Annotated in this window: 8 protein-coding genes; all 8 read right to left on the bottom strand. The window is 61.7% G+C overall.

Features of this window, described 5'->3' with window-relative positions; genetic code table 11:
- Positions 1 to 51 precede the first annotated feature (51 nt).
- The gene (locus HBO23_RS26020) at positions 52 to 2,010 is read right to left on the bottom strand and encodes an acetoacetate--CoA ligase (RefSeq protein ID WP_170040273.1); all 1,959 of its coding nucleotides are present in this window, start codon (positions 2,008 to 2,010) and stop codon (positions 52 to 54) included.
- Positions 2,011 to 2,084: 74 nt separating this feature from the next.
- Complete coding sequence (hbdH, locus tag HBO23_RS26015) at positions 2,085 to 2,858, bottom strand: 3-hydroxybutyrate dehydrogenase (protein WP_099549137.1); 774 nt, start codon at positions 2,856 to 2,858, stop codon at positions 2,085 to 2,087.
- Positions 2,859 to 2,865: 7 nt separating this feature from the next.
- Positions 2,866 to 4,257: a GntP family permease gene (locus tag HBO23_RS26010; RefSeq protein ID WP_099489563.1), complete on the bottom strand. Its 1,392-nt coding sequence runs from the start codon at positions 4,255 to 4,257 to the stop codon at positions 2,866 to 2,868.
- Between the two features lie 289 nt (positions 4,258 to 4,546).
- The gene (locus HBO23_RS26005; protein ID WP_169987659.1) at positions 4,547 to 5,953 is read right to left on the bottom strand and encodes a sigma 54-interacting transcriptional regulator; all 1,407 of its coding nucleotides are present in this window, start codon (positions 5,951 to 5,953) and stop codon (positions 4,547 to 4,549) included.
- Between the two features lie 101 nt (positions 5,954 to 6,054).
- Positions 6,055 to 7,626 carry an ABC transporter ATP-binding protein gene (locus HBO23_RS26000; protein WP_017136941.1) on the bottom strand — a complete coding sequence of 524 codons (1,572 nt, stop codon included), beginning with the start codon at positions 7,624 to 7,626 and terminating at the stop codon, positions 6,055 to 6,057.
- 10 nt (positions 7,627 to 7,636) lie between these two features.
- Positions 7,637 to 8,659 carry an ABC transporter permease gene (locus HBO23_RS25995; RefSeq protein WP_056859498.1) on the bottom strand — a complete coding sequence of 341 codons (1,023 nt, stop codon included), beginning with the start codon at positions 8,657 to 8,659 and terminating at the stop codon, positions 7,637 to 7,639.
- Positions 8,659 to 9,717: a microcin C ABC transporter permease YejB gene (locus HBO23_RS25990; RefSeq protein WP_069788428.1), complete on the bottom strand. Its 1,059-nt coding sequence runs from the start codon at positions 9,715 to 9,717 to the stop codon at positions 8,659 to 8,661. Before HBO23_RS25990 ends, HBO23_RS25995 begins: the two co-directional genes overlap by 1 nt.
- Positions 9,717 to 11,579, bottom strand: a complete 1,863-nt coding sequence (locus tag HBO23_RS25985) for an extracellular solute-binding protein (protein WP_170040270.1) — start codon at positions 11,577 to 11,579, stop codon at positions 9,717 to 9,719. The genes HBO23_RS25990 and HBO23_RS25985 overlap by 1 nt, the downstream gene beginning before the upstream one ends.
- Positions 11,580 to 11,663: the final 84 nt, after the last annotated feature.

The following is an 11,663-nucleotide window of genomic DNA, read 5'->3' as shown; positions in this document are numbered from 1 at the left end:
AGCATGCATTGAGGCGTTGTCTTCAAATCAGTGCGTCAGAGCTGAAACCTTTCATCCGTCCGCCAGCTCAGGGCGGTTGCGAAACTGTTCCAGCGCCTGCGGGTTTGCCAGGGCATCGGTGTTTTTGACCGGCTCGCCATGCACCACATTGCGCACCGCCAGCTCGACGATCTTGCCACTGATGGTGCGCGGTATGTCGCTGACGGCGAGGATCTTCGCCGGGACATGGCGCGGCGTGGTGTTGGCGCGGATCACCTGACGAATCTGCTGCTCCAGCGCGTCATCCAGCGTGATGCCTTCGTTGAGCCGCACAAACAACACCACCCGCACATCGTCCTGCCAGCGTTGGCCGATGGCCAGGCTTTCCAGGACCTGCGGGACTTTTTCCACCTGGCGATAAATTTCTGCGGTGCCGATGCGCACACCGCCGGGGTTGAGCACCGCGTCGGAGCGCCCATGAATCAGCAGGCTGCCATTGGCGCGCTGCTCGGCGTAGTCGCCCTGGGCCCATACGCCGGGGAACTGGCTGAAATACGAAGCCCGCAGTTTTTTCTGGTCGGGGTCATTCCACAGGCCAATCGGCATGGCCGGAAAGTGCCGGGTACACACCAGCTCGCCTTTTTCCCCGACCAGCGGCTGGCCCTGGTCGTCCCACACTTCGATGGCCATGGCCAGGCTCTTGCACTGCATTTCGCCGCGCCGTACCGGCAGCACCGGGTTGCCGATCACAAAGCAGGAGACGATATCGGTGCCGCCCGACATTGACGACAGGCACAGCTCGGCCTTGATCTCGCGGTACACATAGTCATAACTCTGCGGCGATAGCGGCGAGCCGGTCGAGATCAGGCCTTTGAGGCTGCCCAAATCGTGGCTCAGGCGCGGTTGCAGGCCAGCCTTTTCCAGGGTGGCGAGAAACTTGGGGCTGGTACCGAATACGCTGATTTTTTCCGCGTCGATCAGGTCGATCAGCCGCTCGGGGCCGGGGTGAAACGGCGAGCCGTCATACAGCACCGCCGTGGCACCCAGGGCCAGCACTGACACCAGCCAGTTCCACATCATCCAGCCGCAGGTGGTGTAGTAGAACAGGCAGTCTTCGCGCGACAGGTCGGCGTGCAGTCCGTGTTCCTTTAGATGGGTGAGCAGCACGCCGCCGGTGCCGTGGATGATGCACTTGGGCACGCCCGTGGTGCCGCTGGAGTACAGGATATACAGCGGATGATCGAACGGCACCGGGACAAATTCAGGCTCGCCGCCGGGTTGGTAGAAGTCGTTCCACAGTGCGACCCTGGCGTGGGTGCGGTAGTCCTCGACGCGCGCCTGGGGCTGGGCATACGGCACGATGATCAACTGTTCCAGGGACGGCAGGCGTTCGAGGATTTCATTGAGTTTGGTGCTTTGGTCGATGTTTTTGCCGGCGTAGCGGTAGCCCGCGCAGGTGATCAACACCTTGGGTTCTATCTGGCCGAAACGGTCGATCACGCCTTGGGTGCCGAAGTCCGGCGAGGAGCACGACCAGATCGCGCCCAGGCTGGTGGTGGCAAGCATGCCGACCAGGGTTTGCCAGGTGTTGGGCATGCACGCAGCCACGCGGTCGCCCTGGGTCACACCGGCCGCCCGCAAGCTGCGCTGCAAGCCTGCGACATGCTCGGCCAGTTCGGCATAGGTCAGTTGTTCGCGCTGGCCCTCTTCGCTGACCGCCACCACCGCCGGGTGAGCATCCCGACGGCGCAGCAGGTGTTCGGCAAAGTTCAGGGTCGCGCCTGGGAACCACTCGGCGCTGGGCATTGCCGCGCCTTCGATCAGCGTGGTGCTGGGCGGGTTGCGAAAGTGTACGTCGAAAAAGGACACGATCGCCTGCCAGAAGGCTGGGCGCTGGTCGATGCTCCACTGGTGCAGGGCTGGGTAGTCGCGCAGCTGCACGCCGTAGTGTTGGTTGATGAAGCGCCGGAACTGGTCCATTCGCGTGTTGGCGATGCGTTCGGGGGAGGGTTGCCAGAGGATCTCGGACATTTGCGCAATCTCTTGTTTTTGTACAAAACCTCCAGCCAACACAGGTCGCAACTGTGGGAGCTGGCTTGCCTGATTTACTGGGCCAGCCAGCCGCCATCGATATTCCACGCGGCGCCGCGCACTTGGGCGCCAGCTTCACTGCACAGGAACAACACCAACTCACCCAGCTGTGGCGGCGTCACAAACTCCAGCGACGGCTGTTTCTCGGCCAGCAAATCATGCTGCGCCTGCTGCGGATCAACGCCCTTGGCCGCTCGATCATCAATCTGCTTTTGCACCAGCGGCGTCAACACCCAGCCTGGGCAGATGGCATTGCAGGTGACGTTACCGGTGGCGGTCTCCAGGCCCACCACCTTGGTCAGGCCGATGACCCCGTGTTTAGCCGCCACGTAGGCCGCCTTGCCCACCGAACCGACCAAACCATGCACCGATGCGATATTGACGATGCGCCCCCAGCCCTTGGCCTTCATGCCCGGTAAACTCAAGCGCGTGCTGTGGAACACCGACGACAGGTTGATCGCGATGATCGAATCCCAGCGTTCCACCGGGAAGTCTTCCACGGCCGCCACGTGCTGAATACCGGCGTTGTTGACCAGAATGTCGACGCCGCCGAACTCGCGCTCGGCGTAGGCAAACATGTCGGCAATTTGCGCCGGGTCGCTGACGTCCGCCGGGTGATGCCCGACCTTGCCGCCGAACGCCTGCACCTGGGCGACCGCCGCACTGGCGTCGCCGAAGCCGTTGAGGATCAGGTCGGCGCCGGCCTTGGCCAGGCTCAGTGCGATGCCCAAGCCGATGCCGCTGGTAGAGCCGGTAACCAGGGCGGTCTTGCCATTCAAAGTCGTCATGAAAACCTCACACAATGCCAGTGGCGTAGAAAGTACCGATCACCACGAACACCGCGAGGGTCTTGATGATCGTGATGCCGAAGATGTCCTTGTAGGCTTCGCGGTGGGTCAACCCGGTGACCGCGAGCAGGGTGATGACCGCGCCGTTATGGGGCAGGGTGTCCATGCCGCCACTGGCCATGGCCGCAACCCGGTGCAGCACTTCAAGGGGGATATTGGCCGCATGGGCCGCCGAAATAAAGCTCTCGGACATGGCCGCCAAAGCGATGCTCATGCCGCCGGAGGCAGAGCCGGTGATACCGGCCAGCAGGGTCACGGTAATCGCTTCGTTGACCAGCGGGTTGGGGATGCCCTTGAGCCAGTCCGCCAGCACCAGAAAGCCTGGCAGCGAGGCGATCACCGCGCCAAAGCCGTATTCCGAGGCGGTGTTCATGGCCGCCAGCAGCGCGCCGCTGACCGCGCTTTTACTGCCTTCGGCGAGCTTGCTTTTGATCGCCGACCAGCCGAACACCAGCACCATGACGATGCCCACCAGCAACGCCGCCTGCACTGCCCAAATCGCCGTGAGCTTGGCGATGTCGGTGGTCACCGGCGCGCTCATGCCCGGCAGGCTGAGGCTGTGGGTCTTGCCGTACCACTGCGGGATCCAGTGGGTGAACAGCAGGTTCATCACGCCCACCAGAATCAGCGGCGACAGCGCGACCCACGGGTTGGGCAGCGCCAGGTTGTCGGCGGTTTCCGGCTCGTTGCGCAGCTCGGTGCCATAACCTTCACCGGCGCGTTGTGCCTTGTTGCGCTGGCGCGCCAGGTAGAGCATGCCGGTGCAGAACACGAAGACCGTGCCGATCAAACCCAGCCACGGCGCCGCCCAGGCGGTGGTGTTGAAGAAGGTGCTGGGGATGATGTTCTGGATCTGCGGCGTGCCGGGCAGGGCGTCCATGGTGAACGAAAACGCACCGAGGGCGATGGTCGCCGGGATCAGGCGCTTGGGAATGTTGCTCTGGCGGAACATCTCCGCCGCAAACGGGTACACCGCAAACACCACCACAAACAGCGACACGCCGCCGTAGGTGAGCAGGGCGCAGACCAGCACAATCACCAGCATCGCCTGGCGCGTGCCAAGCAAGCGGATGGCGGCGGCCACAATCGAGCGCGAAAAACCCGACAGCTCGATCAGCTTGCCGAACACCGCGCCGAGCAGGAACACCGGGAAATACAGTTTGATAAAGCCGACCATTTTCTCCATGAACACCCCGGTAAACGCGGGGGCGACGGCGGACGGGTCGGTGAGCAGCACGGCGCCGAGGGCGGCGATAGGGGCAAACAGGATCACGCTGTAGCCACGGTAGGCAGCCAGCATCAGCAGCGCGAGGGCTGCCAGGGCAATGATCACACTCATGGTGTGTCTCCAGATCGAATTGTTATTTTTGTGGGGGTGGTGCGTTGGAGAGGGGCTATAGCGAGATGTGTGCCAATTGATTAAGTTGTTGAAATATATAGATATTATTATTTTGTGCGGGTGCAATTCTTGAGATTATCTCTTTTTTGAGACTGACAAGGATCAAAAGTGGGAGCTGGCTTGCCTGCGATAGCGGTGGTTCAGTTCAATAGGTATTGACTGATGGGCCTCTATCGCAGGCAAGCCAGCTCCCACAGTGGACTGTCTTTGTTTGTGGAGTTTTGTCTATTTATTGAGACTCGCTCATGTCCAATGCCACCATTTTTTTGTACAGGGTCGATCTACCCAGCCCCAACCGCTTGGCGGCTTCCACCACATTGCCTTCACAGGCCTTGAGTGCCGCCGCAATCACCTGCCGATCAAAGCGCTCCCGCGCCGCCGCAAATGTCTCGCCCTCGACCGTCTCCACCCGCCCACGGGCCACCGGGCTGAACGTGCCGATCGCCGCGCGAATCTCTTCGGCATCCAGCACCAGGTCATCACTCAACAACGCCGCGCGTTCCAGTACGTTGCGCAGTTCACGGATATTCCCCGGCCACGCGTGCTGCGCCAGCAACGCCAAGGCTTCGCGGTCAAGCTCATGCTGGCTGCGCAACTCTTCAAGAATCGCCTCGCTCAACGCCGGAATATCTTCCAGGCGCTCACGCAACGGCGGCACCTGGATCGGCAGCACGTTCAGGCGGTAATACAAGTCCGCCCGGAATTCGCCGCGCTTGATCGCCGCTTCCAGGTCCATGGACGTGGCCGCGATCACCCGCACATCGCTGTGCACCATTTCGTTGGAGCCCACCGGCTCGTATTCCTTTTCCTGCAACACCCGCAGCAGTTTGCTTTGCAGCGGCAGTGGCATGTCGCCGATTTCATCGAGGAACAGCGTGCCGCCCTGGGCGATTTGCAACTTGCCGGGGCGGCCCTTGCGGTCGGCGCCGGTGAAGGCGCCCGGTGCTGTGCCGAAGAACTCGGCTTCGAGCAGGTCGCCGGGAATGGCCGCGCTGTTGATGCTGACAAATGCTTTATGGGCGCGCGTTGATGCGCCGTGGATGGCCTGGGCCAGCAACTCTTTACCGGTGCCGGTTTCGCCCAGCAGCAACACGGGCGACTCGGCACTCGCACTGCGTCGTGCCCGGCGTTTGACTTCCAGGCTGGCCGCGCTGGTGCCAATAAAATGCGCGAAGTTGTATTTGCTCTGGCGTGAACGCAGCAGCGAACGGGTGGAGGCCAGCTCCTGCTGCATGCTCAGGTAGCGCTCGATCAGCGGCGACAAGTTGCGCAGCTCATCAAACAGCGCAAACCCGATCGCGCCGATCACCGCGCCTGCGTCATCGTGGATCGGCAGGCGCATCACCACCAACGGGCCTTTGGGCGTGTCCTGGATATCCAGCAGAATCGGCTGATCGTTGCGCACCACCTGGCGTAACAGGCTATTGGAAATCACTTGCTCGCACGGCTGGCCGATGGCTTCATCGGCGCTTTTAAGACCAAAACGTTTGGCGTAGCGCTCATTCATCCACACGATATTCGCGTCGCGATCGACAATCACCGTGCCTTCGCTGGACTGCTCGATGATCTCGAACAGCGACTGGATGGCCAGGCCGCGAACCTGCTGGTAGTCCTTGAGGCTGTCGCTGATGTTCATGCTCACACTGCCAACGCAAAATATGATTGGAATACGGTCCTGTGGGAGCTGGCTTGCCTGCGATGGCGTCCTCAAGATCGCCATCGCAGGCAAGCCAGCGCCTACAAGGGAATGTGCGCCGCCGCCAGCAGCTCTTTGGTATAGGGATGTTGCGGCGCGTCGAACACCACATGGCTCGCACCGCGCTCCACCACCTTGCCGTCCTTGATCACGATCATGTCGTGGGCCATGGCCCGCACCACCGCCAGGTCGTGGCTGATAAACAGATAGGTCAGGCCGTATTTTTCCTGCAGTTCACGCAACAGCGCCACCACTTGTTTCTGCACGGTGCGGTCGAGGGCTGAGGTCGGTTCATCCAGCAGCATCAGCGCAGGCTTGAGCACCAAGGCGCGGGCGATCGCGATGCGTTGACGCTGGCCACCGGAAAACTCATGGGGGTAACGATGACGGCTGGCGGGGTCGAGGCCCACGTCCTTGAGCACCTGGATCACTTGCGCATCGCGGTCGGCCAGGCTGCACGGCGCGTGCACTTCCAGGCCTTCGCTGATGATCTGTTGCACCGACATGCGCGGGCTGAGGCTGCCGAACGGGTCTTGGAACACCACCTGCATCTGCTTGCGCCATGGGCGCATCTGCTGGTTGTTCAGCGGGTCGAGGGCTTCACCCTGAAAACGGATACTGCCGGTGGAATCGAGCAAGCGCAGGATCGCCTGGCCGAGGGTGGATTTGCCCGAGCCGGACTCGCCGACAATCCCCAAGGTTTTGCCGCGCTGCACGCTAAGGCTAATGCCGTCGACTGCGCGCAGCCAGGTTTTGCGCCTGAACAGCCCGCCGCCGAGGGGGAATTGCACGCTCAGGTCGTCGACTTGCAACACCGTCTCACGTTCATCACTGCACAGCGCATCGCCGGACGGCTCGGCATCCAGCAGCAGGCGGCTGTAGGGGTGTTGCGGCGCAGTGAACAGCGTCTCGCAGTCGGCCTGCTCGACAATCTCCCCGGCGCGCATTACACACACACGCTGGGCAATGCTGCGCACCAGGTTGAGGTCATGGCTGATCAGCAGCAGCGACATGCCCAGGCGTTGTTGCAACGACTTGAGCAGCAGCAGGATCTTGCGCTGCACGGTCACGTCCAGCGCGGTGGTGGGTTCGTCGGCAATCAGCAGCTCCGGCTCGCAGGCCAGGGCCATGGCGATCATCACCCGCTGGCGCTGGCCGCCGGAGAGTTGATGCGGGTAAGCCTTGAGGCGCTCCTGGGGTTTCTGGATGCCCACCAGTTCGAGCAGCTCAAGAATGCGTGACTGCGCCGCCTTGCCGCCCAGGCCCTTGTGCAGCAGCAGGGTTTCGCCGATCTGTTTTTCGATGCTGTGCAGCGGGTTGAGCGAGGTCATCGGCTCCTGGAAAATCATCGCAATACGGTTGCCGCGCAGCTTTTGCAAGGTGGCCGTCGACGCGCCGATCAGCTCCTGGCCGCGATACTTCACCGAGCCTGTGGTGTGCGTGCCCGCGTCTGGCAGCAATTGCAGAATCGAGTGGGCGGTTACCGACTTGCCCGAACCCGACTCGCCGACCAAGGCCAGGCATTCGCCAGGGCGCACGTCCAGGCACAGTTTGCTCACCACGGTCTGGCCGCTGAAGGCGACGCTGAGGTCGCGGATCTCGATCAGGTTCATACGCAATTACTCATGAGCGTGGGTCGAAGGCATCACGTAATGCCTCGCCGATAAAGACCAGCAGCGACAGGATCAGCGCCAAGGTGAAAAATGCCGTCAGGCCCAGCCAGGGCGCTTGCAGGTTTTGCTTGCCCTGAGCAATCAGTTCGCCCAGGGACGCGCTGCCGGCGGGCATGCCGAACCCGAGAAAGTCCAGGGCGCTCAAGGTTGAAATTGCCCCGGTCAAGATAAACGGCAGGTAGCTCAAGGTGGCGGTCATGGCGTTGGGCAGGATATGCCGGCGAATGATCTTGCCATCGCCCAGGCCCAGGGCGCGTGCGGCCTTGACGTATTCCAGGTTGCGCCCGCGCAGGAACTCGGCGCGCACCACGTCCACCAGGGCCAGCCAGGAAAACAGCGCCATGATCCCCAACAGCCACCAGAAATTCGGTTCGACAAAGCCGGACAAAATGATCAGCAGGTACAGCACCGGAAGTCCGGACCACACTTCCAGAATGCGCTGACCGAGCAGGTCGACCCAGCCGCCGTAATAGCCCTGCAAGGCGCCAGCGGCGATGCCGATGGCGGCACTGATGGCAGTGAGTGCCAGGGCAAACAGGATCGACACCCGTGCGCCGAAGATGACCCGCGCCAGCACATCGCGGGATTGATCATCGGTGCCCAGCCAGTTCACCGTCGAGGGCGGGCTGGGGGCAGGGCGGGTCAGTTCGTAGTTGGGCGTGTCGTCGCTGAACGGGATCGGCGGGAACAGCATCCAGCCGCCGTCCTGCTTGATCAGCTTTTGCACGTAGTCACTGCGGTAGTCGGCCTGGAAGGGCAACTGGCCGCCGAACTGTTGCTCGGTGTAGCGCTTGAACACCGGGAAATACAGCTCGTTCTTGAAGCTCAGCACCAAGGGTTTGTCATTGGCGATCAACTCGCCGCCCAGGGTCAGGATAAACAGGCCGATAAACAGCCACAGCGACCACCAGCCACGGCGGTTCTTCTTGAAGCGCTCGAAACGCCGACGGGCCACCGGAGACAGATTAAGCATCAGGCGTTCCTCGCGGCGAAGTCGATACGCGGGTCCACCAGGGTGTAGCAGAGGTCGCCGATGAGTTTTATCAAGAGCCCGAACAGGGTGAAGATAAACAACGAGCCAAAGACCACCGGGTAGTCGCGGGATACGGCGGCTTCGTAGCTCATGCGGCCCAGGCCATCGAGGGAAAAGATCACTTCGATCAACAGGGAACCGGCAAAAAACACGCTGATAAATGCCTGGGGAATCCCCGAGATCACCAGCAGCATGGCATTGCGAAACACATGGCCGTAGAGCACCCGGCGTTCACTCAAGCCCTTGGCACGGGCGGTGACCACGTATTGGCGCGTGATTTCATTCAGGAATGAGTTTTTGGTGAGGATGGTCAGCGTCGCGAACCCGCCGATCACCAGGGCGCTGACGGGCAACACCAGGTGCCAGAAGTAGTCGGCAATTTTGCCGATTGTGCTGAGTTCGTCGAAGTTCTCCGAGACCAGCCCGCGCACCGGGAACCAGTTCAGCGAGGTGCCACCGGCGAACAGCACGATCAGGAACATCGCAAACAGGAAGGCCGGCATCGCATAACCGATGACAATCGCGGTGCTGCTCCACACGTCAAAGCTGCTGCCGTGGCGCACGGCCTTGCGAATCCCCAAGGGGATCGACACCAGATAGGTGATCAAGGTGGCCCATAAACCGAGGGAAATGGTCACCGGCATTTTTTCCAGGATCAGGTCGATCACGCTTTTGCCGCGAAAGAAGCTGTTACCGAAATCCAGTTGGGCGTAGTTCTTGAGCATCAGCCACAGACGTTCCGGCGCGGGCTTGTCGAAGCCGTATTGCTTTTCGATGTCCTTGATCAATTTGGGGTCCAGGCCACGGCTGGCGCGCGAGCCGTTGACGGCTTCGCCGCCACCACCGCCAATGCCGCCGCCACCGATGCCCTGCAGGTGGGCAATGGCTTGTTCAACCGGGCCGCCGGGCGCGGCCTGCACGATCACGAAATTGACCAGCAGGATGATCACCAGCGTGGGGATAATCAGCAGCAGGCGCCGCACGATATAGGCAAACATCAGCGCGTTCCTCCGCGTTTTTTCAGCTCGGCGTTCATTTGCTCATTCGTCAGTGGTGTGGGGCTGATTTCCCACCAGGTTTCCAGCGCTTCGTCGTTTTTGGCCTCGATGGCCGGGCGACCGAAACGGTTCCACCAGGCAGCGGAAGTGCCGGGCGGGTAATAGTTGGGGATCCACAGGTAGTTCCATTGCAGCACGCGGTCCAGGGCATGGGCGTAAGTGAGCATCTGCGCCTGGGTGTTGGCTTTGACCAGCCCGCTGATCAGGGTATCGACGGCGGGGTCTTTGAGCACCATGTAGTTGTTCGCACCAGGGTCGTAGGCGGCCTGCGAGCCGAAGTAGTTGTACAGCTCCATGCCTGGCGACGTGGTGACCGGGAAACCGATGACGATCATGTCGTAGTCGCGGGCCATGATGCGGTTGACGTACTGGGACGAGTCTATGCGGCGGATATTCAGGGTGATGCCGATCTGCGCCAGGTTGCGCTTGTACGGCAGCAGTAGGCGCTCCAGACCGGCCTGGGCATTGAGGAAGGTGAACTCCAGTGGCTCGCCGTCGGCGTTGACCAGCTTGTCGCCCTTGGGTGTCCAGCCGGCGGCTTCCAGCAGTGCCAGGGCTTGCAGCTGTTTGTCACGGATCATGCCGCTGCCGTCGGTGACCGGCGCCTTGAAAACTTGGGTGAATACTTCGTCGGGCACCTGGCCGCGCAGTGGCTCAAGAATCGCCAGTTCCTCTGGGGTCGGCGGTTGGCTTGCAGCCAGCGGGCTGTTGGAGAAGAAGCTCTGCTGGCGGATGTACATATTGCGCATCATCTGCCGGTTGGCCCATTCGAAGTCCCACAGCATCGCCAGCGCCTGGCGCACGCGGCGGTCCTTGAACATCGGTTTTTGCACGTTGAACACATAGCCCTGGGCCGGTTGCGGCATCTCTTTGGCCAAGTGCGCACGTTGCAGGCGGCCATCGTCGAGGGCCGGGCCGTTGTAGCCGATGGAGTAGCCCGTAGCGGAGAACTCGCGGTTGAAGTCATAGGCGCCGCCACGCAGCACCTGGCGGGCCACCTCGGTGTCGCCGAAGTACTCCAGGCTCAAGTGGTCGAAGTTGTACAGGCCCCGGCTGACGGGCAAGTCCTTGCCCCACCAGTCGGGGTCGCGGGTGAAAGTGATGGTGCTGCCGGAGTCGATTTTGCTGATTTTGTACGGGCCGCTGCCCAGCGGCGCTTCGTAGCCGCCACCGTTGGCGAAGTCGCGGGTTTTCCACCAATGCTCGGGGAATACCGGCAGGGTGGCGATATCCAGAGGCAGGGTGCGGTTTTCATTGCTGGAAAAGTCGAAGCGCACCTGGCGCTCGCCTTCGACTTCGACGTGTTTGACGTCGGCGAACAGGGTGCGAAAGCGCAGGCTGCCTTGGGTCATCAGCAGGTCGAAGCTGTAGCGTACATCTTCGGCGGTGATCGGCGTGCCATCGGCAAAGCGTGCCTTGGGGTTGAGGTAGAAGCGCAGCGAGAGGCCGTCGTCGGCGCGTTCCATTTTTTCGGCGACCAGGCCGTAAACGGTGTAGGGCTCATCCAGGGAGCGCTGGGCCAGCGGGGCGTAGAGCCAGCCGTCGACCTGGGAGACGCCGATGCCTTTGTCTATGTACGGCAATACATGGTCGAAGCGCCCGATTTCGATGGCTGAGCGTCGCAGGCTGCCGCCTTTGGGCGCGTTGGGGTTGGCGTAGTCGAAATGGGTGAAGCCGGTGGGGTACTTGGCCGGTTCGCCGTAGACCGTGAGGTAGGTTTGCGGGGCCGCGATCACGGCGGTGCTGGCCAGTAGCAGGGCCAGGGTGTAGCTGAAGAGTTTTGTGGAAAAAACCAATCGCATTATCAGCCTTGAGCGCCGGGTGAACAGTAATAGGGATTTGTACGTTAACGGCTTATGGGTTGCCAGTCACTTGATGCACAACGG

Source organism: Pseudomonas sp. WS 5532 (assembly GCF_012985445.1).
In the GTDB taxonomy this organism is placed as follows: Bacteria; Pseudomonadota; Gammaproteobacteria; order Pseudomonadales; family Pseudomonadaceae; genus Aquipseudomonas; species Aquipseudomonas edaphica.
This window is presented reverse-complemented; position numbering and strand designations above follow the sequence as displayed.

Coding starts and splice junctions, on each gene's coding strand:
- HBO23_RS26020 (WP_170040273.1), bottom strand. CDS start 2,010: ATGTCCGAGATCCTCTGGCAACCCTCCCCCGAACGCATCGCCAACACG.
- hbdH (WP_099549137.1), bottom strand. CDS start 2,858: ATGACGACTTTGAATGGCAAGACCGCCCTGGTTACCGGCTCTACCAGC.
- HBO23_RS26010 (WP_099489563.1), bottom strand. CDS start 4,257: ATGAGTGTGATCATTGCCCTGGCAGCCCTCGCGCTGCTGATGCTGGCT.
- HBO23_RS26005 (WP_169987659.1), bottom strand. CDS start 5,953: ATGAACATCAGCGACAGCCTCAAGGACTACCAGCAGGTTCGCGGCCTG.
- HBO23_RS26000 (WP_017136941.1), bottom strand. CDS start 7,626: ATGAACCTGATCGAGATCCGCGACCTCAGCGTCGCCTTCAGCGGCCAG.
- HBO23_RS25995 (WP_056859498.1), bottom strand. CDS start 8,659: ATGCTTAATCTGTCTCCGGTGGCCCGTCGGCGTTTCGAGCGCTTCAAG.
- HBO23_RS25990 (WP_069788428.1), bottom strand. CDS start 9,717: ATGTTTGCCTATATCGTGCGGCGCCTGCTGCTGATTATCCCCACGCTG.
- HBO23_RS25985 (WP_170040270.1), bottom strand. CDS start 11,579: ATGCGATTGGTTTTTTCCACAAAACTCTTCAGCTACACCCTGGCCCTG.